21 protein-coding genes are annotated in these 20,907 nt (G+C 64.8%); 11 read left to right on the top strand and 10 right to left on the bottom strand.

Translation table 11 applies throughout. The features are described from left to right. The first annotated feature begins 190 nt into the window (after window positions 1–190). The 7 genes from ehuC to doeB all read left to right on the top strand — a co-directional run bounded on the left by ehuC (window position 191) and on the right by doeB (window position 6,563). Window positions 191–850 (top strand): ectoine/hydroxyectoine ABC transporter permease subunit EhuC, encoded by a 660-nt coding sequence (gene ehuC, locus RFM41_RS22285; protein WP_127237544.1) that lies wholly within the window; start codon window positions 191–193, stop codon window positions 848–850. After that, a complete protein-coding gene (gene ehuD, locus RFM41_RS22280; protein WP_140748861.1) occupies window positions 850–1,509 on the top strand; it encodes an ectoine/hydroxyectoine ABC transporter permease subunit EhuD in 660 nt (219 codons plus the stop codon). Before ehuC ends, ehuD begins: the two co-directional genes overlap by 1 nt. A 5-nt stretch (window positions 1,510–1,514) precedes the next feature. Then, the gene (gene eutA, locus RFM41_RS22275) at window positions 1,515–2,288 is read left to right on the top strand and encodes an ectoine utilization protein EutA (protein WP_320251380.1); all 774 of its coding nucleotides are present in this window, start codon (window positions 1,515–1,517) and stop codon (window positions 2,286–2,288) included. Between the two features lie 22 nt (window positions 2,289–2,310). Then, the gene (gene eutB / locus RFM41_RS22270) at window positions 2,311–3,294 is read left to right on the top strand and encodes a hydroxyectoine utilization dehydratase EutB (RefSeq protein ID WP_320251382.1); all 984 of its coding nucleotides are present in this window, start codon (window positions 2,311–2,313) and stop codon (window positions 3,292–3,294) included. Next, complete coding sequence (locus tag RFM41_RS22265) at window positions 3,291–4,280, top strand: cyclodeaminase (RefSeq protein WP_320251322.1); 990 nt, start codon at window positions 3,291–3,293, stop codon at window positions 4,278–4,280. Before eutB ends, RFM41_RS22265 begins: the two co-directional genes overlap by 4 nt. 95 nt (window positions 4,281–4,375) lie before the next feature. Then, window positions 4,376–5,554 (top strand): ectoine hydrolase DoeA, encoded by a 1,179-nt coding sequence (gene doeA, locus RFM41_RS22260; RefSeq protein ID WP_320251324.1) that lies wholly within the window; start codon window positions 4,376–4,378, stop codon window positions 5,552–5,554. A 4-nt stretch (window positions 5,555–5,558) separates the two neighbouring features. Continuing rightward, window positions 5,559–6,563 (top strand): N(2)-acetyl-L-2,4-diaminobutanoate deacetylase DoeB, encoded by a 1,005-nt coding sequence (gene doeB, locus RFM41_RS22255; RefSeq protein ID WP_320251325.1) that lies wholly within the window; start codon window positions 5,559–5,561, stop codon window positions 6,561–6,563. A gap of 14 nt (window positions 6,564–6,577) precedes the next feature. On the opposite strand, the gene RFM41_RS22250 is transcribed toward doeB, so the two are convergent. Genes RFM41_RS22250 through cyoA form a run of 7 tightly spaced genes read right to left on the bottom strand, consistent with a single transcriptional unit; the run spans window position 6,578 to window position 13,433 of the window. Continuing rightward, a complete protein-coding gene (locus RFM41_RS22250; RefSeq protein ID WP_164772005.1) occupies window positions 6,578–7,111 on the bottom strand; it encodes a response regulator transcription factor in 534 nt (177 codons plus the stop codon). Then, window positions 7,101–8,450: an ATP-binding protein gene (locus tag RFM41_RS22245; RefSeq protein ID WP_320251327.1), complete on the bottom strand. Its 1,350-nt coding sequence runs from the start codon at window positions 8,448–8,450 to the stop codon at window positions 7,101–7,103. Before RFM41_RS22245 ends, RFM41_RS22250 begins: the two co-directional genes overlap by 11 nt. Next, window positions 8,447–9,241 carry an SURF1 family protein gene (locus tag RFM41_RS22240; RefSeq protein WP_320251328.1) on the bottom strand — a complete coding sequence of 265 codons (795 nt, stop codon included), beginning with the start codon at window positions 9,239–9,241 and terminating at the stop codon, window positions 8,447–8,449. The genes RFM41_RS22245 and RFM41_RS22240 overlap by 4 nt, the downstream gene beginning before the upstream one ends. Continuing rightward, window positions 9,238–9,612 (bottom strand): cytochrome o ubiquinol oxidase subunit IV, encoded by a 375-nt coding sequence (gene cyoD, locus RFM41_RS22235; RefSeq protein WP_320251329.1) that lies wholly within the window; start codon window positions 9,610–9,612, stop codon window positions 9,238–9,240. The genes RFM41_RS22240 and cyoD overlap by 4 nt, the downstream gene beginning before the upstream one ends. Continuing rightward, window positions 9,609–10,232, bottom strand: coding sequence for a cytochrome o ubiquinol oxidase subunit III (gene cyoC / locus RFM41_RS22230; protein ID WP_320251330.1), 624 nt, complete (start codon window positions 10,230–10,232; stop codon window positions 9,609–9,611). The genes cyoD and cyoC overlap by 4 nt, the downstream gene beginning before the upstream one ends. A gap of 2 nt (window positions 10,233–10,234) precedes the next feature. Next, on the bottom strand, window positions 10,235–12,241 hold the full coding sequence (cyoB, locus tag RFM41_RS22225) for a cytochrome o ubiquinol oxidase subunit I (RefSeq protein ID WP_320251332.1): 2,007 nt from the start codon (window positions 12,239–12,241) through the stop codon (window positions 10,235–10,237). A gap of 10 nt (window positions 12,242–12,251) precedes the next feature. Next, on the bottom strand, window positions 12,252–13,433 hold the full coding sequence (gene cyoA / locus RFM41_RS22220; protein WP_320251334.1) for a ubiquinol oxidase subunit II: 1,182 nt from the start codon (window positions 13,431–13,433) through the stop codon (window positions 12,252–12,254). A 213-nt stretch (window positions 13,434–13,646) separates the two neighbouring features. Between cyoA and RFM41_RS22215 the strand changes: the two genes are divergently transcribed. Further along, complete coding sequence (locus RFM41_RS22215) at window positions 13,647–14,957, top strand: MFS transporter (RefSeq protein WP_320251336.1); 1,311 nt, start codon at window positions 13,647–13,649, stop codon at window positions 14,955–14,957. A 72-nt stretch (window positions 14,958–15,029) separates the two neighbouring features. On the opposite strand, the gene RFM41_RS22210 is transcribed toward RFM41_RS22215, so the two are convergent. After that, a complete protein-coding gene (locus tag RFM41_RS22210) occupies window positions 15,030–16,049 on the bottom strand; it encodes an NAD-dependent epimerase (RefSeq protein WP_320251338.1) in 1,020 nt (339 codons plus the stop codon). Between the two features lie 538 nt (window positions 16,050–16,587). On the opposite strand from RFM41_RS22210, the gene RFM41_RS22205 reads away from it, so the two are divergent. From RFM41_RS22205 to RFM41_RS22195, 3 genes are all read left to right on the top strand, one after another. Continuing rightward, on the top strand, window positions 16,588–17,028 hold the full coding sequence (locus RFM41_RS22205) for a hypothetical protein (protein ID WP_320251339.1): 441 nt from the start codon (window positions 16,588–16,590) through the stop codon (window positions 17,026–17,028). Window positions 17,029–17,141: 113 nt separating this feature from the next. Then, entirely contained in the window at window positions 17,142–17,624 is a 483-nt protein-coding gene (locus RFM41_RS22200) for a hypothetical protein (RefSeq protein WP_320251340.1), read from the top strand. Window positions 17,625–17,720: 96 nt separating this feature from the next. Continuing rightward, window positions 17,721–18,467 carry a pseudouridine synthase gene (locus RFM41_RS22195; RefSeq protein WP_320251341.1) on the top strand — a complete coding sequence of 249 codons (747 nt, stop codon included), beginning with the start codon at window positions 17,721–17,723 and terminating at the stop codon, window positions 18,465–18,467. Window positions 18,468–18,631: 164 nt separating this feature from the next. Here the strand turns inward: RFM41_RS22195 and RFM41_RS22190 are convergent, their stop codons facing one another. Then, window positions 18,632–19,213, bottom strand: a complete 582-nt coding sequence (locus RFM41_RS22190) for a histidine phosphatase family protein (protein ID WP_320251342.1) — start codon at window positions 19,211–19,213, stop codon at window positions 18,632–18,634. Window positions 19,214–19,435: 222 nt separating this feature from the next. Continuing rightward, window positions 19,436–20,770: a dicarboxylate/amino acid:cation symporter gene (locus tag RFM41_RS22185; protein ID WP_320251344.1), complete on the bottom strand. Its 1,335-nt coding sequence runs from the start codon at window positions 20,768–20,770 to the stop codon at window positions 19,436–19,438. Window positions 20,771–20,907 lie beyond the last annotated feature (137 nt).

Raw genomic sequence — 20,907 nt, 5'->3', positions numbered from 1 at the left:
GTTTTGGGACAACGACATGCACCGACAAGTAACGGATGAGGGGCAGTGCCAAGTTCTGTAAGGCTGGCTCCGCCCCTCATCTGCCTGCCCGTCCTACGCAGCAGCTGCGCTGCAGCTACGGAGGGTAAACCGGCATCTCCCTGTCGATGGGAGGGGCCAAGCATGTCAATGTTGGGAAACTTCTAGTTTTATGACCCAGTGGTCCGGCTATCTCGGCCTGATATTGCAAGGAGCGCTTGTCACCGTCGAGTTGACGCTGATGGGGTCGGTGCTTGCGCTGATCATGGCCTTCCTAGCCGGCATGGGGCGCGTGTCGCGATTCTTCATCCTGCGAGCGATCGCCACCGCCTATATCGAGTTCTTCCGCGGCACCTCGATCTTCGTGCAGCTGTTCTGGGCCTATTTCGTGCTGCCTTTCGCCGGCTTGTCGCTGACGCCGCTGCAGGCAGGCGTGCTGGCGCTGGGCTTGAATGTCGGCGCTTATGCGGCGGAAGTCGTGCGTGGCGCCATCCTGTCGGTCGGGCGCGAGCAATATGAGGCCTGCACCGCGCTCAATCTCGGCCGCTGGCAAGGCATGCGCCATGTGATCCTGCCGCAGGCGCTGCTGGTGATGCTGCCGACCTTCGGCAACAACGCGATCGAGCTGCTCAAGGCGACGTCGGTCGTCTCGTTGATCTCGCTCGCCGACCTGACTTTCCAGGCGCAGGTGGTGCGCTCGCAGACCGGCAGCACGCTGATGCCCTTCGTCTCGGTGCTGGTCATCTATTTCGCGCTGGCGCTGATCATCTCCTGGGGTGTTCGCACCCTGGAGCGCCGCATGGCGCGCGGCCTCGATGGAGTGCGCGTCTGATGGATTGGGATTGGAACTTCGTCTGGGAGATCATGCCGACCCTGATCCAGGGCGTGAAGATCACCATCCTGGCGACCATCCTCGGCTCGATCCTGGCGGCGATCGTGGGCCTCGCCATCGCGCTGGCGCGGCGCTCGGAGAACCGGATCGTCGCGCGCAGCGTCGGCTGGTTCGCCGAGTTCATCCGCGGCACGCCATTGCTGGTGCAGCTCTATTTCATCTTCTACGTGCTGCCCGATATCGGCATCCTGCTGCCGCCACTGGTGGCGGGCGTCATCGGGCTTGGCCTGCACTACGGCACCTACACGGCCGAGGTCTATCGCGCCGGCATCGACAATGTGCCGCGCGGCCAATGGGAGGCGGCCAAGGCCTGCAATCTCAACGGCCGCCACACCTGGACGCATATCATCCTGCCGCAGGCGATCCCGCCGATGATCCCGGCCCTGGCCAATTATTTCATCGCCATGTTCAAGGAGACGCCGCTTCTGTCGGCGATCACCGTGCTTGAGCTGATGAACCAGGCCAAGAGCGTCGCCAACACCTATTACCGCTACATCGAGCCGATGACGCTGGTCGGCGCCTTCTTCCTCGTCATCAGCCTCTGCTCCGTCGTACTCTTGCGCTGGCTGGAGCATCGCTACGGCAGGATCGAAAGATGAAAGTCATGAAAGCATTGCCCGACATCAGCCTCGAAACGGCGCGCCCCACGCTGGACGCGCGTCCGCTGGAAAAGCGCGTCGGCTTGATTGCCTTGGCCACCGACCACACCAGCGAGGTGGACTTCCGCCGCATGGTGGCGAGCGAGCGGATCGGCGTCTATGTCGCGCGCATCCCCTACGCCAACCCGACGACGCCGGAGAATTTGCGCAAGATGCAGCCCTCGCTCTCGGCGGGCGCGGCGCTGATCCTGCCGGACGAGCAGCTCGATGCCGTATGCTACTCCTGCACCTCGGCCTCGGTGGTGATCGGCGATGCCGAGATCGAAGCTGCCATCCAGGCGGCCAAGCCCGGCGTCCCGGTGGTCACGCCGCCGATGGCCGGCATGCGCGGCCTGAACGCCTTCGGGGTGAAGCGCATCAGCATCCTCACGCCCTATACCGTCGAGACCAGTCGGCCGATGGCCGCCTATTTCGCCGCGCATGGCTTCGACATCCAGAGCTTCACCTGCCTCGGTTTCGAGGACGACCGCGAGATGGCCCGCATCACGCCGGCGTCCCTGGTCGGGATGGCGCGCAAGGCCATGCATCCGCAGGCCGATGCGCTGTTCGTCTCCTGCACCGCGCTGCGCGCCGCGCTCGCGGTTCCAGGCATGGAGGAAGCGATCGGGCGTCCGGTCGTCACCAGCAACCAGGCCAGCGCCTGGAACTGCCTGCGGCTTTGCGGCGACGACACGCCGCGACCCGAGTTCGGCCGGCTGTGGACGAAGCCGCTGGCGTAGTGAACGAAAGCCCGTGATCGAAATGACTGTCGAGCTTCAACATATTCGCGCCGCGCGTGAGCGCATTGCCGGCAAGGTCGAGCGGACACCCACCGTGCCGTCGCAAAGCCTGTCGGAACGCGCGGGCCATCCTGTTCATCTCAAGCTGGAGCATCACCAGACCACCGGCGCGTTCAAGCTGCGCGGCGCTTCCAATGCGATCGCTGCATTGAGCGCAGAAGAAAAATCGCGCGGCGTCGTCGCCGCCTCGACCGGCAATCACGGCCGCGCGCTGGCGCATGCGGCGAAGCTCGAAGGCATCCGCGCGGTGATCTGCATGTCGCGGCTGGTACCGGAAAACAAGCTCGACGCAATCCGCCGCCTCGGCGCGGATGTCCGCATCGTCGGCAACAGCCAGGACGATGCCCAGCAGGAAGTCGACAGGCTGGTGGCGGAAGAAGGGCTGGTCATGCTGCCGCCCTTCGACCATCCCGATATCATCGCCGGGCAAGGCACGCTTGGGCTGGAGATCATGGAGCAGGTCACGGACGCAGCAAGCGTGCTGGTGCCGCTCTCCGGCGGCGGGCTGGCGGCCGGTGTTGCGGCGGCCGTCAAAGGCGTGAGCCCGAGCACGAAAGTCATCGGCATCTCGATGGCGCGCGGCGCGGCGATGAAAGCCAGCCTCGACGCCGGCCGGCCCGTGCAGGTCGAGGAATTGTCGACGCTGGCGGACTCGCTCGGCGGCGGCATCGGCCTCGACAACCGGCTGACCTTTGCCATGTGCCGCGGCCTGCTCGACGACGTGATCCTGCTTGCCGAGGACGAGATCGCCGCCGGCATCCGCCATGCCTATGAACTGGAGCGCGAGATCGTCGAGGGCGCTGGCGCCGTCGGCATGGGCGCGCTGCTTGCCGGCAAGGTCAAAGTGAGCGGCCCCACTGTTCTCATCCTCTCCGGCCGTAACATCGACATGAGCCTGCACCGCCGCATCGTCTGCGGCGAGGCAATCGCGGAGCGCGCAGCATGAGCCGCATGACCATCCTCACCGAAGCCGAGTTGCGCAAGATCGTGACGCTGGATCTGGAAGCGGTCGCCTGTGTCGAGAACGCCTTCCGCGCCCTGGCCACGCTGCCGGTGGCGATGCCGCCGATCCTTCGGCTCGATATGCCCGAGCAGCGTGGCGAGGTCGACGTGAAGACGGCCTATGTGCCGGGTATCGACGGTTTCGCGATCAAGATCAGCCCCGGCTTCTTCGACAATCCGAAGCTTGGCCTGCCCAGCGTCAACGGCATGATGGTGCTGCTGTCGGCGAAGACCGGCCTGATCGAGGCGCTGCTGCTCGACAATGGCTACCTCACCGATATCCGCACGGCCGCCGCCGGCGCGGTCGCGGCCAGGCATCTGTCGCGCGAAGATTCCAAGGTGGCGGCGATCTTCGGCGCCGGCGTGCAGGCCGGGCTGCAGCTCGAAGCGTTGCGCCTCGTGCGGCCGATCGAGGAAGCGCGCATCTGGGCGCGCGATGCCGCCAGGGCGGAGGCCACAGCCGCACGCTTGCGAGAGAAACTGGGCATATTGGTGCGCGCCGAGCCGGATGCGGCGAACGCGGCAGCCGGCGCAGACATCATCGTCACCACGACGCCATCGACCGAGCCGCTGATCAAGCCGGGCTTCGTCTCCGCCGGCCAGCACATCACCGCCATGGGCTCGGACGCCGAGCACAAGAACGAGATCGCGCCGGCGATCCTGCGCATGGCCGACCTCTATGTCGCAGACAGCGCGAAGCAGACGCGGCGGCTCGGCGAGCTTCACCATGCCATCGAGGCCGGCGTGATGGCGGCAGATGCTGACGTCGTCGAACTCGGCCAGATCATCGCCGGCAAACCCGGCCGGCGCTCGGCCAGCGACATCACCATTGCCGACCTCACCGGCACCGGCGTGCAGGACACCGCGATCGCCACGCTCACCCGCGACCGTGCGCGGGCGGCGAATGCCGGAACCATTTTCGAAAGCTGATACCTGGCCAGAGCGCGATCCGGAAAAGTGGGAACCGGTTTTCCGAAAAGATCACGCTCAAACAGAAATAGGCCCAACAACGAGGACCAAGAACGATGCAGCCAAACCTGAAATTCTCGCGAAGCGAATTTGCCGATCGCCTCGCCAAGACGCGGAAAGCCATGGAGGCCAAGGGGGTCGATCTGCTGATCGTCAGCGATCCTTCCAACATGGCCTGGCTGACCGGCTATGACGGCTGGTCCTTCTATGTGCATCAGGCGGTCATCGTGCCGCCTTCGGGCGAGCCGGTCTGGTACGGACGCGGCCAGGACGCCAACGGCGCCAAGCGAACCGCCTATCTCGCGCATGACAACATCATCGGCTACGCCGACCACTATGTGCAGTCGACCGAGCGACACCCAATGGACTACCTCGCCAGCGTGCTGGCCGAGCGCGGCTGGGACAAGCTCAGCATCGGCGTCGAGATGGACAATTACTGGTTCTCGGCCGCCGCCTTCGCGGCGCTGCAGAAGCACCTGCCCAATGCCCGCTTCGCCGATGCCACCGCGCTGGTGAACTGGCAGCGCGCGGTGAAGAGCCCGACCGAGATCGACTATATGCGCAAGGCCGCCCGTATCGTCGAGGCGATGCACCAGCGCATCGTCGACAAGATAGAGGTCGGCATGCGCAAATGCGATCTCGTCGCCGAGATCTACGATGCCGGAACGCGTGGCGTCGCCGGCATCGGCGGCGACTATCCGGCGATCGTGCCGCTGCTGCCCTCGGGCGCGGACGCTTCGGCGCCGCACCTCACCTGGGACGACCAGCCGATGAAGGTGAACGAAGGCACGTTCTTCGAGATCGCCGGCTGCTACAACCGCTACCACTGCCCGCTCTCGCGCACCGTCTTCCTCGGCAAGCCGACGCAGGCTTTCCTCGACGCGGAGAAGGCAACGCTGGAAGGCATGGAGGCCGGCCTTGCCGCGGCCAAGCCCGGCAATGCCTGCGAGGACATCGCCAACGCCTTCTTCGCGGTGCTCAAGAAGTACGGCATCGTCAAGGATAACCGCACCGGCTACTCGATCGGTCTGTCCTATCCGCCGGACTGGGGCGAGCGCACCATGAGCCTGCGTCCCGGCGACCGCACCGAGCTCAAGCCCGGCATGACCTTCCATTTCATGACCGGACTGTGGCTGGAGACGATGGGGCTGGAAATCACCGAGTCGATCCTGATCACCGACACCGGCGTCGAGTGCCTGGCCAATGTGCCGCGCAAGCTCGTCGTGAAGGACTGAGCCGATGCCAGCCCTGCGTCCATCGCCGATCACGCCGACCGTCGACTTCGAGCGCGACGGCGTCCAGCACGGCTTCCTGCGCCTGCCCTACAGCCGCGACGATTCCGCCTGGGGGTCGGTGATGATCCCGGTCTGCGTCATCCGTAACGGCAAGGGGTCGACGGCGCTGCTCACCGGCGGCAATCATGGCGACGAGTATGAGGGGCCACTGGCGCTCTACGATCTCGCCCGCGCGCTCGACCCCAAGAACGTCTCCGGCACGGTCATCATCGTGCCGGCGATGAACTATCCGGCCTTCCGCGCCGGCACGCGCACCTCGCCGATCGACAAGGGCAACATGAACCGCTCCTTCCCCGGTCGGCCCGACGGCACGGTGACGGAGAAGATCGCCGACTATTTCCAGCGCGAGCTGCTCCCTCGCGCGGACATCGTCTTCGACTTCCACTCCGGCGGCAGGACGCTGGACTTCGTGCCGTTCTGCGCGGCGCATACGCTTCCGGACAAGGCGCAGGAGAAAAAGGCCTTCGCCGCGGTCGAGGCCTTCTCGGCGCCGTTCTCGATGCGCATGACCGAGATCGACGCGGTCGGCATGTATGACACTGCCGCCGAGGAGATGGGCAAGGTCTTCGTCACCACCGAGCTCGGCGGCGGCGGAACCTCGCGCGCCGAAACCGTTCGCGTCGCCCGGCGCGGCATCCTCAACGTGCTGCGCCACGCCGGCATCGTCGATGGCGCGGTGGAAAAGGCTAGAACCCAATGGCTGGACATGCCGTCGGGCGACTGCTTCGCCTTCGCCGAGGAGGACGGGATGATCGAGACCATGGTCGATCTCGGCGAACCCGTGCAGGACGGCCAGGTGGTGGCGCGCATCCATCCGGTCGGCCGCACCGGCCAGGCGCCGCAGGAGATCAAGGCCAGGATGCCGGGATTGCTCGCCGCGCGCCACTTTCCCGGCCTGGTCAAGGCGGGCGACTGCGTCTCGGTGCTGGGCGTGGCGGTTCAGGGATAATCCTGGCGACCCTCCTACTGCACCACGCGCTTCTCGAGCTTGCGGGCGAGCGTGCGCCGGTGCAGGCCGAGCCTGCGCGCGGTTTCGGAGATGTTGAATCCGGTCTCGACCAGCGTTTCGTGGATGCGCTCCCATTCGAGGTTCTTGATCGAGGTGGGGCGGCTGGTGAGCGGCACCGAAACGTCGCCCTCGGCGCGGCCGAAGGCGGCCTCGATGTCATCGGTATTGGCGGGCTTGGCCAGATAGTGGCAGGCGCCGAGCTTGATTGCCTCGACCGCCGTGGCGATGCTGGCAAATCCCGTCAATACGACGATGCGCATCGACGGGTTGCGGGCGCTGAGCAGCTTGACGCATTCGAGCCCGGACCCCGCTCCAAGCTTGAGATCGACGACGGCGTAGGCCGGAACGGTCTTTTCCAGCGCGACAAGCAGCGCCTCCCGGTCGTGCGAGACCACGACGTCGTAGTCGCGCTTTTCAAAGGAGCGTTTGAGCGTCCGCGCGAAAGTCACGTCGTCCTCCACGACAAACAAGGATCGATCAGATTTCACGATCGCCTCCATCGGTCAGCGCCGCCAGCGGCAGCGAAAGGGTAACGCACGCACCCTCCGCCATGTTGCGCGCCGAAACGTCGCCGCCGAGCTTGCGCACGACATTGAACACCAGGAAGAGGCCCAGGCCACCGCCCGGCCGCCCCTTGCTCGACATATAGGGCTGGCCGAGCGCGGCCAGAATATCCTTGTCGAAACCCGGTCCGCGATCCTCGACGGAGAGCACCAGCTTCTCGTCCTGCCGCTCGGCAGTGACGCCGACCCAATCGTGCGATGCTTCCTGCGCATTGTCGAGCACGTTGAAGATCACTTGTTTCAGCGCCGTGTCGGACACGATCTGCTCGTCCGGCTCGAAACCGTTCCTGTAGTCCAGCCTGAAGGGCTGGCGGCTGACCCGCCATTCCTGGACGAGGTCGTCGAGGAAATGGCGGATCGTGGTGCGGATCGTGCCCTCGCCCCGGGCTTGGCCGGAGGACATGAGGATGCCGGTGACGATGCTTTTGCAGCGCTCGATCTGCGCCTGCATCTCGGCCACGTCCTCGGAGAGCTCGCGGTTGCGCTTGACACCCTGCATCTGGCGCCAGTCGGACAGGATCACCGATATGGTCGAGAGCGGCGTGCCAAGCTCATGCGCGGCGCCTGAGGCCAGTAGGCCCATGCGCACGATGTGGTCTTCCTCGGCCGAACGCTGGCGCAGGCCGGCGAGATAGGCATCGCGTTCGCGCAGGTTGCGGTTGATGCGCGTCATGAAGATGACGATCAGGCCGGCCGCGAGCACGAAGCAGATGAACATGCCACGCAGATGCAGCGCCAGAAGGTCGCTGCCGCCGTGATGCGGGATGGCGATCGGCTGGAAGACGAAGATGAGGAAGACGAAACAGGCGGAGGCCGCAACCACCAGGATCCACGTGGACCACGGTGCCAGCAGCGCCGCGCCCAGCGTGATCTGCAGGAGGTAGAGCGACACGAAAGGGTTCGAGGCGCCGCCGCTCAGGTAAAGCTGCGTGGTCAGCGCCGCCATGTCGAAGATCAGCGCGACGAAGAGCTGCGCATTGGAGATGCGGCGATTGCCGCGCAGGGCGAGCAGGCTGAAGATGTTCAACCCCATGAGGAAAAGCACCACGCCGGCCATCTCGGTGAGCGGCAACGGGATGGCGAACCAGTATTGCGTCACCAGGATGGTCAGCACCTGCCCGGCCACCGCGAGCCAGCGCAGCTGGATGAGGAGCAGCAGGTTCTTCCGGTTCGTCGCGTCGGAATTCGAGGCACTGCCCTGGCCGGCAAGGGAGGCCGCCGGGATCGACTTGTCGTGATGAAGCCGCGCGATCGAAATGTTCATCTTGGCGCCTCCCGTTGGCGACGGTTGGCGAAGATCGGCCTGGCTAGGGCGATTGCCAGGGCGAACCAGGTCAAAGCATAGACAAGATGCGCGTTGCGAAACTTGACGACGGTGAGCCCGCCGCGCGGCCAGCTATCGGGGCCGGACGCCCCAGCATCGATGAAATAGGGCGCGACATCGGCCAGGCCGCGCGCCTTGGCGATTGCCGCGACATCGCGCGAATACCAGCGATCGGCGGCCGGATCATTGCTGCGCAGGAAGCCGCCGCCAGGCTCGCTGATGCGCAGCAGCCCGTCGACCTCGGCAGGCGCGGTGAAACCGCCGCTCTCCCGCTCGAACTCCGCCTTGCGCTCCTGCGGAACGAAGCCGCGGTTGACGAGGACCGTGAAACCGCGGCCGTCGCGCATCGGCGTCAGCACCCAATAGCCGCCGCCGAGCTCGGTCACCGCCTGCACCAGCGTGTTGGCGCCTTGAAACTGCCCGGCCAGCCGCACATGGCGGTATTCATAGCCGGCCGCGTCGATATCAGCCCATGTGGCGGGGCCAGGCGCATCGACGACCGGAGCATGGATGCGCTGGTCGACGCGGGCAATGAGGTCGAGTTTCCAGACCCGCCTTTCCAGCTGCCAGATGCCAAGCCCGAGAAATACCAGAACGCCGAGGAGCCCTAACGCCACAGCCAAGAATCGCGACGCGGAGCCCTTCGAGGTGGCATGAGGGCCAGCGCCTGCCCGGCCGATCATGTCTTCTGCCTCGAACTTGGCCCTCCCCGCGCCCGACACAGGGCTCATGGCATCTCCCGCATCTCGTGGAGTCCCGGCATCATGTTGGCGTTGAGGTGGTACATCACCCAGAGCGAGCCGCTCAGCACGATGACGACGAGGATCACCGTGAAGATGAGCGCCAGCATCGACCATCCGCCTTCCGAGGCGGGCGTCATGTGCAGGAAGAAGACCATGTGCACCACGATCTGCACCACCGCGAAGGCCATGATGATGATGGCCGTGGCCTGCTTGTTGTCGATGGCGCCGGTCATGACCATCCAGAACGGAATGGCGGTGAGGATCACCGACAGGACGAAGCCGATCAGGTAGCCCTTCAGCGACCCGTGCGCGGCGGCGCCATGCGTGTGGTCGTGATCGGCATGATCATGAGCGCTCATCGCAGCATCCCCATCAGATAGACGAAGGTGAAGACGCCGATCCAGACGACGTCGAGGAAGTGCCAGAACATGGAGAGGCACATCAGCCGGCGGCGATTGGCCTTGATGAGGCCGTATCGCGCGACCTGCACCATCAGCGTCATCATCCAGACGATGCCGAAGGTGACGTGCAGGCCGTGCGTGCCGACCAGCGTGAAGAAGGATGACAGGAAGGCGCTGCGCTGCGGGGTGGCTCCCTCGCGGATCATATGCGCGAATTCGTAGAGCTCGATGGAGAGGAACGCCAGGCCGAACAGCATGGTCACGGCAAGCCAGGCTTGCGTCGCGCCGACGCGGCCCTTGTCCATGGTCAGCATGGCGAAGCCATAAGTGATCGAGGACAACAGCAGCATGGTGGTGTTGACCGCCACCAGGCCGAGATCGAACAGGTCTCTCGGCGCCGGACCGGCCGCGTAATTGCCGCCGAGCACGCCAAAGGCCGCGAACAGCATGGCGAAGATCAGGCAGTCGCTCATCAGATAGAGCCAGAAGCCGAGCATGGTGCTGCCGCCTTCGGCGTGCGCGTGCTCCTCTTCCAGGTGGAAGACCGGTTCGGCCTTGGCCGTGATCGTCGATGCCATGCTCAAGCCCTGGCCCCCTGAGCGGCGAGGAGCGTCGTCCTCGCCTCCTCCGTTTGCGTGACCTCCGCCGCCGGGATGTCGAAGTCGCGGTGGTAGTTGAAGGTATGGCCGATCGCGGTGGCGATCAGGCAGACGAAGCTCAGCGCCGCCAGCCACCACATGTACCAGATCAGGCCGAAGCCGAGCGCGACGCTGAAGGCGGCGAGGATCACGCCGGTGCCGGTGTTGCTCGGCATATGGATCGGCTTGAAGCCGGAGAGCGGACGCCGGTAGCCTGCCTTCTTCATGTCCCACCAGGCGTCGTTGTCGCGGATGATGGGGGTGAAAACGAAATTGTAGGCCGGCGGCGGCGAGGAGGTCGACCATTCGAGCGTGCGGCCGTCCCAGGGGTCGCCGGTGACATCGACCAGTTCCGCGCGCTTGCGGATGGAGACGAATATCTGGACCAGGAAGGCGGCGATGCCGCCGGCGATCAGCACCGCGCCGAAGGCGGCGATCACGAACCAGATCTGCAGCGAGGGATCGTCGAAGACGCGCATGCGGCGCGTCACGCCCATCAGGCCGAGGATGTAGAGCGGCATGAAGGCGAACCAGAAGCCGAGCACCCAGCACCAGAACGAGACCTTGCCCCAGAACGGATCGAGCTTGAAGCCGAAGGCCTTGGGCCACCAGTAGGCGATGCCGGCAAACAGGCCGAACAGCACGCCGCCGATGATGACGTTGTGGAAATGCGCGATCAGGAACAGGCTGTTGTGCAGCACGAAGTCGGCCGGCGGCACGGCAAGCAGCACGCCGGTCATGCCGCCGACGACGAAGGTGAGCATGAAGGCCACCGTCCACATCATCGGCAGCTCGAAGCGGATGCGGCCGCGATACATGGTGAAAAGCCAGTTGAATATCTTCGCCCCGGTCGGGATCGAGATGATCATCGTGGTGATGCCGAAGAAGGAATTGACGCTGGCGCCGGAGCCCATGGTGAAGAAGTGGTGCAGCCAGACCAGATAGGACAGGATGGTGATGACCACCGTGGCGTAGACCATGGAGGTGTAGCCGAACAGGCGCTTGCCGGAGAAGGTCGAGGTGACCTCGGAGAAGACGCCGAACAGCGGCAGGATGAGGATGTAGACCTCCGGGTGACCCCATATCCAGATGAAGTTCACATACATCATCGGGTTGCCGCCGAAGTCGTTGGTGAAGAAGTTGGTGCCGACATAGCGGTCGAGCGCCAAAAGCGTTAGCACCGCGGTCAGCACCGGGAAGGACGCGACGATCAGCACGTTGGTGCAGAGCGAGGTCCAGGTGAAGATGGGCATGCGCATCATGGTCATGCCGGGGGCGCGCATCTTGATGATGGTGCAGATCAGGTTGATGCCGGACAAGGTCGTGCCGACGCCGGCGACCTGCAGCGCCCATATGTAATAATCGACGCCGACATCGGGACTGTAATTGATGCCCGAGAGCGGCGGATAGGCCAGCCAGCCGGTGCGGGCGAACTCGCCGACGAACAGCGAGGCCATGACCAGGATGGCGCCGCCGACCGTCATCCAGAAGCTGAAATTGTTGAGGAAGGGGAACGAGACGTCGCGCGCGCCGATCTGCAGCGGCACGACGAAGTTCATCAGCCCGGTGACGAAAGGCATCGCCACGAAGAAGATCATGATCACGCCATGGGCGGTGAAGATCTGGTCGTAGTGATGGGCGTTGAGATAGCCCTCGGAACCGTTGAAGGCGATGGCCTGCTGCAGGCGCATCATGATGGCGTCGGAGAAGCCGCGCAAAAGCATGACGAGGCCGAGCACCATGTACATGATGCCGATCTTCTTGTGGTCGACGCTGGTGAACCACTCGCGCCACAGATAGGTCCAAAGCTTGAAATAGGTGACCGCGCCGAGAAGCGCGAGACCGCCGAGCGCCACCACGACGAAGGTGCCGACGACGATCGGCTCGTGCAGCGGCAGCGACTCCAGAGTGAGGCGGCCGAAGATGAATTTGGTCAGCGACTCAGGCATCCGCCATTCCTCACAGTTCGAAGCGCAGCAGGCCGAGCGACCGCGTCTCGGCATCGGCGCGGCGACTGCCGGCGCCGGGCGCAAGCAGGCCAACGCCGCGTAGCGGGGACAGGTCCCTTAGCGGCCAACCCCTGTCATCGTCGTCACGGGCCGCGCGCGAGGCGGCAGCCGCCTCCTCCGCCGTGCAGATGCTGGCGACATAGGACGGGTCGTTGCCGAACACCGCCCCGCGCCGCGCAAGCTTGTCATATTGCAGCGGCAAGGTGTTGCGCACGCCGGCGAGCCCCAGGCCGCCCTTGGCGTCGATCGACATCATCTCGTTCATGCACATCTTGCCCGGTTCGACGCACAGATTGAGGATGGCGCCCCAGAGGTCGGGATCGACGGAGGCATAGTGGCGGACCGGCTCGTTCTCGCTCGGACGTTCGAGCTCGAGATAGGCCTCGCGGCTGAGCGTGGCCTGCGCGCGTTTGGCCTGCGCCACCCACTCGCCGAACGCCTGGTCGGAGAGGCCATGGAACGCAAAATGCATGCCGGAGAAGCCGGCGCCGCTGTAATTGGCCGAGAAGCCGGTATAGGTGCCTGGGCGGTTGATGACGGCGTGCAGCTTCGTCTGCATGCCGGGCATGGCGTAGATCTGCCCGGCAAGGGCGGGGATGTAGAAGGAATTCATCACCGTGGACGAGGTGATGCGGAAGTCGATCGGCTGGTTGACCGGCGCCGCCAGCTCGTTGACGGAAGCGATGCCGTAATCCGGATAGATGAAGAGCCATTTCCAATCGAGCGCGACAACGTCGACCCTGAGCGGCTTGTGGTCCTGCGTGACCGGCTGTCCAGCCTCGATCCGGTCGATGCGCCGGTAGGGATCGAGCAGATGCGTGCCGAGCCAGGTGAGCGCGCCGAGGCAAATGATGATGAGCAGCGGTGCTGCCCAGATCACCAGCTCCAGCTTGGTCGAATGGTCCCAGTCGGGCGTATAGGTCGCCGTGGTGCTCGATTGCCGGTAGCGCCAGGCAAACAGCACGGTCAGCGCCATGACGGGCACGATGATGAGCAGCATCAGCAGGGTCGAAACGACGAGCAGGTCGCGCTGCTGCGCCGCCACATCGCCCGCAGGCGCCAGCACGACGAAGTCGCAGCCGCTCAGCAGCACGGCGAGCGGGAGGAGAAGCAAGACTCCGGATCGTTTCATCAAACGCTGCCCTCGATGGCCCTGCGCGGATCTTTGCAGGTTGCGATGCGATAGGGCCCAACGGCTACTGCCGCCGGCATCGCGACGACATTGGACAATTTGTCCAATGCCCAGTCGGGGTGGCTTTGACGAAACTGGCCGGGCATTATGGGATGACAATCGTATCTCAGACCGGGCGCGCGTCCCGGATCGAGCTCGGTGGCAACGGACAAGATGGCTGAAACTTCGACTGCCGAAACTGACAGCAGGCTGATCGGCTCGCATCACGGCCAGGTCAGCGCCGGCGATATCGCCGTCGGCGTGATCATCGGCAGAACGTCGGAATTCTTCGATTTCTTCGTTTACGCGATCGCGTCGGTGATCGTGTTCCCCAAGCTTGTGTTTCCGACGCATGATCCGCTGGTCGGAACGCTCTATTCCTTCGCCATCTTCGCGCTGGCCTTCGTCGCGCGCCCGTTCGGAACCGTGTTGTTCATGGCGATCGACCGCGCCTATGGCCGCGGCGCCAAGCTGACGATCGCGCTGTTCCTGCTCGGCACCTCGACGGTCGCCATGGCCTTCCTGCCTTCCTATGAGGATGTCGGCGCGGTCGCTGCCTGGCTGCTGGGGCTTACCCGGTTCCTGCAAGGCCTGGCACTGGGCGGGACATGGGACGGACTGCCCTCGCTTCTGGCGCTGCATGCGCCGCAGAACCGGCGCGGCATCTATGCCATGATCCCGCAGCTCGGCGCGCCGATCGGCCTTATCGTGGCCAGCTCGCTGTTTGCCTTCTTCGTCGCCAACCTCTCGGCCGAAGACTTCTTCGCCTGGGGTTGGCGCTATCCCTTCTTCGTCGCCTTCGCCATCAATGTCGTGGCGCTGTTCGCCAGGCTGCGCATCGTCGTGACGCCCGAATTCTCGAAACTTTACGAGAGCGGCGACCTGCAGCCGACCCGTATCAGGGACATGATCAGCACGGAAGGCCGCAACGTTGTCGTCGGCGCCTTCGCGCCGCTGGCGAGCTTCGCCTTGTTCCACATGGTGACGGTGTTCCCGCTGTCCTGGGTGTTCCTGTTCACCAATGAGGGTCCGGAGCGCTTCCTGGTGATCGAGGCGGTGAGCGCGCTGTTCGGCATTGCGGCGATCGTCGCATCGGGGCCGCTGGCCGACCGTGTCGGACGCCGCGCCCTGCTCGGCGGCGGCGCCGTGGCTATCGCCGCATTCAGCGGCTTTGCCCCGCAGCTTCTCAATGGCGGCACCGTCGGCGAAACGGTGTTCATGGTGCTGGGCTTCATCCTGCTGGGCTTAAGCTTCGGACAATCCTCGGGCGTCGTGGCGTCGAGCTTCTCGCGCCAGCACCGCTATACCGGCTCGGCAGTGACGTCGGACCTGGCGTGGATGTTCGGCGCCGGCTTCGCGCCGCTCGCCGCGCTGCTGCTGGCCGGCACTTTCGGCCTCATCGCCGCCGGCGCCTATCTGCTTTCGGGCGCCGCCTGCACGCTGATCGCGCTCTGGATCGACAGGCAGGCACGCCAGGCCGACTGAATGAGCCGCGAGCCCGGTTCGTCGCCGCGAACGTGCAACCAGACTTGACCCGTAATCACACTTGGCCTGCAATCAGACCTGGTAGAAATCCCGATACCATTCCACGAAGCGCGGGACGCCGATCTCGATCGGGATCCTGGGCTTGAAGCCGATCACCTCCTCGAGCGAGGTGACGTCAGCATAAGTTGCAAGCACGTCGCCCGGCTGCAGCGGCATCATGTTGCGGATTGCCTTGCGCCCGAGAGCGTCTTCCAGGACGTCGATCAACCGGCTCAGCTCGACGGGCGAGCTGTCGCCGATGTTGTGTATCCTGAACGGCGCGGTACTCGTCGCGGGATCGGGTGCCGCGCTTGTCCAATCGGGGTTGGGCTTCGCGGGATGCTGCATGACGCGGACCACCCCCTCGACGATGTCGTCGATATAGGTGAAATCGCGCTGCATGTTGCCATGGTTGAAGACATCGATCGGCTGGCCGGCGAGGATGGCCTTGGTGAAGATGAACAAGGCCATGTCGGGCCGTCCCCACGGACCGTAGACGGTGAAGAAGCGCAAGCCCGTCGTCGGCAGCCCGAACAGATGGCTGTAGGTGTGTGCCATCAGCTCGTTCGCCTTCTTGCTGGCGGCATAGAGGCTCAAGGGGTGGTCGGCGGAATCGTGCACGGAAAACGGCATGCGCGTGCTGCCGCCATAGATCGAGCTCGACGAGGCATAGACGAGATGGCCGACCGAGGCCTGCCGGCACCCTTCCAGGATGTTGAGGAAGCCGTTGAGATTGCTTTGCGCGTAGACGTGCGGATTGATCAGCGAATAGCGCACGCCCGCCTGTGCGGCGAGATTGACGACGATCTCCGGCGCGGCCGAGGCAAAGACCGCCGAGATGCCATCACGATCGGCGAGATCGACATGCTCGAAACGAAAGTTCGCGAACCCTTGCAGCCGCTCCAGTCGCGCCTGCTTCAGGGCGATGTCGTAATACTCGTTCATGGAATCGAGGCCGACAACCTGCCGGCCTTCGGCGAGCAGCCTGCGGCAGAGGTGAAAACCTATGAAGCCGGCCGCGCCGGTGATCAGGATAGGCCTGCTCGACGTCAATACATGCCCCAAATGCTGTAGCCTGACCATTCACGGACCGACCGCTTGCCGACGGCGCGCCGGCCAGCGCAGCCCAAACCTGTCATGGCCGCAGGTTCAGGCACGTCTGGATATCCCCAGCCGATCGAAAACTTGCGCCTTTTATGGCAGGCGGCCAACGAATTCAACGTACTGTCAATTCAACGTGCTGTCTCGGGCTGCTGCTGTGGCGCAGCCTCGCTGTTATTGCGGCGGCAGTGAGGCCAGCGGCTGCAGCGTCTTCTACATGGCGACCAACTGGCTCTGCTGGTGAGTGCCGGTTTTCTGGAAGACGCGCTTGATGGTGCCGAGACAACGATGCGGGCCGGGCAGGTCCAGAAGACCATCAGTATCCAACAATGGAAATGCGATCTCAAGCCAATGCTTATATGCTCGCGCGGTCAGGGATCGGACCGACCAGCGCGGAATGAGATTTTCGCATTGGCCCGATTGGGGATTTTCTTTCCTTGGTGATCCTCATTTGCTGGGGCAAACTGCCAGCGGGCTGTCAGGAGGAGAAATGAGAGCACGCGCGGCGACGGTCGGAGATCTGGAAGATGTGTTCCGCGGCCTGTCCAAGCGAATGTCGGACGAGTATGTGGCGGCCGGCAAGGACAGCAAAAGCGCCTATGACAATCTGATGATGAATCTGAAGGAAGGCCGGGCGCATGCGCTCGTCGAGGGCGACAGGACGGTGGCGATCATCGCCTGGCACGAGCACGCGGACGCCGCCGATACGCTGTTTGCCGCGCAGGAGGATTTCTTCAACGCCGCGACGGTCCGATTCTGCAAGCGCCACATCCGCCACGTCCAGGCGCTTGCCGGCAACCTTCCTATACATTCGCGCAGCTGGCTGGACAGGCCCGAGGTCGCGAAATGGTTCCGCGTGATCGGCTATGTCGACCGGGGGCGGGAGAACGGCGCCACCCTGTTCGAGCTGCCGCCGGCCGCAAATGGCTGACAATCCCGCGCCCCGTGAACGGGCGCTTGCGTGAAAACCCGATTGGAAAGATTGTAGGCGCAGGCAGCCGGGCAACCCGGCACGCCGGATCGGTATGGCTGCTGGAAATCGAGATGCTGCGCGTCTGCCTGGCCGTTGTCGCCATCACCGCCCTGACGAGGCCGTCAGAGGCGAATATGAGCGTGTCCCATCTTTTCGACCGCTCCGATCTGGCGACGACATATCTGGGCGAATCCGACCTCGTCACCGCATACACGACCGGCATGGCGCGCTACCGGCTGCTGTTCGCGGGAGCCAGGGGCACAGCCGGCCTCGCCGCGCCGCTCGAGCCTCGCCTGCTGCGGCCTGAATTTCAGCAGCGGACATGGCGCTCGGCCGACGGCAGCCTGCTGCAGGGATTTGCCGGCAAGGGCGGCTTCCGGCTGACCGTCGGCAACTGCGTGGGCCGGATCTGCGTGGCCAGCGAGTGCAGCGAGGCTGGCTGGCCGCTCTATGCCTGCAGCGACGGGCGCAAGCGCAAAATGTCGGTCCAGGGCTTCGTGACGGCAACATTCGACGGCATCTCCTACCGGCGGCTGAGCGCGCCGCAGGAGTGAAACTGGCGGCCCGAGCCGGGAATGGAGTCGCTTGCGCCAACTTCGCCAAGCGTGGCATCGGTTGCGGCGTTTTGAGCAGGTTCGAAGACAAAGATAGTGGCACGCCAACCCGACCGACGATCCGCAACCCCCAAGATCAGCCTCGCCCGGGCGCTCTCCAAGCTCGGCTTCTGCTCGCGCACGCAGGCCGAGCGTCTCGTCGCCGAGGGGCGCGTGCAGGTCGGCGGCAAGACGGCGCGCGATGCCTTGCTGCGCATCGATCCCGACCGCGACCGCATCACCGTCGACGGTGAACGTGTCGTTGCCGAGCGCAAGGTCTATCTGATGCTCAACAAGCCGCGCGGGCTGGTCACCACCCGGGACGACCCCGAAGGCCGCGGCACCGTCTATGACTGCCTGGAAGGGCTCGACCTGCCCTTCGTGTCGCCGGTCGGCCGGCTCGACAAGGCGAGCGAAGGGCTGCTTTTGCTGAGCAACGACACGCGCTGGGCGAATGGTTTGCTCGACCCCGCCTCGCATGTCGCCAAGACCTATCACGTGCAGATCGCCTCAGCGCCCGACGACGCGATGCTCGGGCGCTTTCGTCAAGGCGCGGTCGTCGATGGCGAGCTGCTCACCGCAAGCTCGATCGCGCTGTTGCGCAGCGGCGGGCGGACGGCCTGGCTGGAGATAGTGCTCGACGAAGGGCGCAACCGGCAGATCCGCAGGCTGCTCGGCGCTTTCGATGTCGAGGTGCTGCGGCTGATCAGGGTGGCGATCGGCGGTCTGCAGCTCGGCGCGCTTGCCAAGGGTCAGGCGCGGTATCTAACGGCCGAGGAACTGGCGATATTGGGCGGCGCCTAGCACTCCCCTCACCCGGATTGCCAACCGAATTGCAAGAGCAATTCGGGACAATCCGACCTCTCCCCGGTGGGGAGAGGAGCTCGTGAGCGCTGGCGCCAACCTCTTCTCCCCACCGGGGAGAAGGTGGCCGCGAAGCGGCCGGATGAGGGGGAGCCGGCGATCGACTATTTCTGGTTCCACCGCCGGATGACCGGCTCGGTCAGGTCGTGCTCGTAGCCGAGGATGCTGAGGCTGGCGGTGTCGAGCACGAAATGCGCGCCGCCTTCGGGCGGCAGGCCGACCCAGCGCGACGCGAAGACACGCAGGAAATGCGAGCTGGAGAAGATGAGCACATTGCCGGCAACCGCGCGAAGCCCGGCGATGATGGCGTCGGCGCGGGCGCCGACATAGGCCGCCGTCTCGCCGCCCGGACAGCCGTCGCGAAACAATTGCCAGCCGGGGCGCTTGGACAGGATCTCCTTGGTCGTCACGCCTTCATAGGCGCCATAATCCCATTCCTGCAGGTCGGGCTTCTTCACCGCGCGCTCGCCGAAGCCGGCGAGACGGCAGGTGTCGAAAGCGCGCTGCGACGGGCTCGACCAGACCGCCTGGAAAGTCAGCCCCTTGAGCCGCTCGCCAACTGCGCGCGCGGCCTCCTCGCCCTTGGCCGTCAGAGGAATGTCGGTACGTCCGGTATGCTTGCCCGAGGCGCTCCACTCCGTTTCGCCATGGCGAACGACATAGATCTCGGGATACGCGCTGCTCATCGACGGCCCTCTCGGTTGAATGTCTCGCCGGGAATCCGGCGCGCGCAGCCTATGCGGCGGCTGGCAAAAAGAACAGGTCGCGGCGATCGCCGCGACCTGTTCGGCATCGGGAGGATGCTGGTTGGCCAAAGCGCGTCGTGATCTTTCAGATTCGCTCCATGCGCTTTAGGTTTTTGATTTTACGCATACCCGAAACCGGTTCCCACTTTCGGGAGACATGCTTTAGGCGGGCTGCAGGCCGCCCGAAAGCGCGAGGTCCGCCTCTTCCGACAGCTGGCCGGCCATGGCGGCGGCGAACTTGGTCTGGTCGAGCTCGCCTTCCCAGCGTGCCACGACGATGGTCGCGACCGCGTTGCCGACGAAGTTGGTGAGCGCGCGGCACTCCGACATGAAGCGATCAACGCCGAGGATCAGCGCCATGCCGGCGACCGGCACCGAGGGCACGACCGAGAGCGTGGCAGCCAAGGTGATGAAGCCGGCGCCGGTGATGCCGGCCGCGCCTTTTGAGCTCAGCATGGCGACGAGAAGCAGCAGGATCTGGTCGCCGAAGCTGAGCGGCGTGTCGGTCGCCTGGGCGATGAAAAGCGCTGCCAGCGTCATATAGATGTTGGTGCCGTCGAGGTTGAAGGAATAGCCGGTCGGGATGACCAGGCCGACCACCGAGCGGTTGCAGCCGGCGCGCTCCATCTTGGCCATCAGGCCGGGGAGTGCTGCTTCCGACGACGAGGTGCCAAGCACCAGCAGCAGCTCTTCCTTGATGTAGCGGATCAGCGCCAGGATGGAGAAGCCGTTATACCATGCCACGGCGCCGAGGACGACGAGCACGAAGAGCAGCGACGTCAGATAGAAAGTGCCGATCAGCATGGCGAGGTTGGCGATCGCGCCGATGCCGTATTTGCCGACGGTGAAGGCCATGGCGCCGAAAGCGCCGATGGGAGCCGCCTTCATCAGGATGGCGACGAGGCGGAAGACCGGCGCGGTCAGCGCCTGCAGGAAATCCACCACGGGGCGGCCACGCCCGCCGACCAGCGCAAGCGCGATGCCGAACAGCACCGAGAAGAACAGCACCTGCAGGATGTCGCCCTCGGCGAACGCGCCGGTGATGGTGTCGGGGATGATGTTCATCAGGAAGCCGACGATCGAAGTGTCATGCGCCTTCTCGGTGAAGGTCGCCACCTTCGACGGGTCGAGCGTGGCGGGATTGATGTGCATGCCGGCGCCGGGCTGGATGACGTTGGACACGACCAGGCCGACGACGAGCGCCAGTGTCGAGAAGACGAGGAAATAGATCATCGCCTTGCTGGCGACGCGGCCGACCTTATGCAGGTCGGAGACGCCGGCGATGCCGGTCGCCACCGTCAGGAAGATGACCGGCGCGATGACCATCTTGACCAGCTTGATGAAGGCATCGCCAAGCGGCTTCAGCGAGGCGCCCAGGTCGGGATAGAAATGGCCGAGCAGGATGCCGGCGGCGATCGCCACTAGGACCTGCACATAGAGATGCCGGTAAAGGGGAATTTTGCCGCGCGGTTCGGCGGTAGCGATTGCTGTCTGCATCATGTCCTCCGTTCGGCCCCCGATCGAGACGCTCGACCTCCCTGGGGGCTGTTGACCTCCACAGCCTCGCGGCTGCTGCGGATGCATTTGCAACGCGCGTGCCAGATGACGCCCGAAGCTTCTGAGCATTGATTTTG

Source organism: Mesorhizobium vachelliae, assembly GCF_033977325.1.
GTDB classification, from domain to species: Bacteria; Pseudomonadota; Alphaproteobacteria; order Rhizobiales; family Rhizobiaceae; genus Mesorhizobium; species Mesorhizobium vachelliae.
Note: the sequence above shows the minus strand (reverse complement) of the source record. Positions and strands in the feature narration are given on the sequence as shown.

Coding starts and splice junctions, on each gene's coding strand:
- ehuC (WP_127237544.1), top strand. CDS start 191: ATGACCCAGTGGTCCGGCTATCTCGGCCTGATATTGCAAGGAGCGCTT.
- ehuD (WP_140748861.1), top strand. CDS start 850: ATGGATTGGGATTGGAACTTCGTCTGGGAGATCATGCCGACCCTGATC.
- eutA (WP_320251380.1), top strand. CDS start 1,515: ATGAAAGCATTGCCCGACATCAGCCTCGAAACGGCGCGCCCCACGCTG.
- eutB (WP_320251382.1), top strand. CDS start 2,311: ATGACTGTCGAGCTTCAACATATTCGCGCCGCGCGTGAGCGCATTGCC.
- RFM41_RS22265 (WP_320251322.1), top strand. CDS start 3,291: ATGAGCCGCATGACCATCCTCACCGAAGCCGAGTTGCGCAAGATCGTG.
- doeA (WP_320251324.1), top strand. CDS start 4,376: ATGCAGCCAAACCTGAAATTCTCGCGAAGCGAATTTGCCGATCGCCTC.
- doeB (WP_320251325.1), top strand. CDS start 5,559: ATGCCAGCCCTGCGTCCATCGCCGATCACGCCGACCGTCGACTTCGAG.
- RFM41_RS22245 (WP_320251327.1), bottom strand. CDS start 8,450: ATGAACATTTCGATCGCGCGGCTTCATCACGACAAGTCGATCCCGGCG.
- RFM41_RS22240 (WP_320251328.1), bottom strand. CDS start 9,241: ATGAGCCCTGTGTCGGGCGCGGGGAGGGCCAAGTTCGAGGCAGAAGAC.
- cyoD (WP_320251329.1), bottom strand. CDS start 9,612: ATGAGCGCTCATGATCATGCCGATCACGACCACACGCATGGCGCCGCC.
- cyoC (WP_320251330.1), bottom strand. CDS start 10,232: ATGGCATCGACGATCACGGCCAAGGCCGAACCGGTCTTCCACCTGGAA.
- cyoB (WP_320251332.1), bottom strand. CDS start 12,241: ATGCCTGAGTCGCTGACCAAATTCATCTTCGGCCGCCTCACTCTGGAG.
- cyoA (WP_320251334.1), bottom strand. CDS start 13,433: ATGAAACGATCCGGAGTCTTGCTTCTCCTCCCGCTCGCCGTGCTGCTG.
- RFM41_RS22215 (WP_320251336.1), top strand. CDS start 13,647: ATGGCTGAAACTTCGACTGCCGAAACTGACAGCAGGCTGATCGGCTCG.
- RFM41_RS22205 (WP_320251339.1), top strand. CDS start 16,588: ATGAGAGCACGCGCGGCGACGGTCGGAGATCTGGAAGATGTGTTCCGC.
- RFM41_RS22200 (WP_320251340.1), top strand. CDS start 17,142: ATGCTGCGCGTCTGCCTGGCCGTTGTCGCCATCACCGCCCTGACGAGG.
- RFM41_RS22190 (WP_320251342.1), bottom strand. CDS start 19,213: ATGAGCAGCGCGTATCCCGAGATCTATGTCGTTCGCCATGGCGAAACG.
- RFM41_RS22185 (WP_320251344.1), bottom strand. CDS start 20,770: ATGCAGACAGCAATCGCTACCGCCGAACCGCGCGGCAAAATTCCCCTT.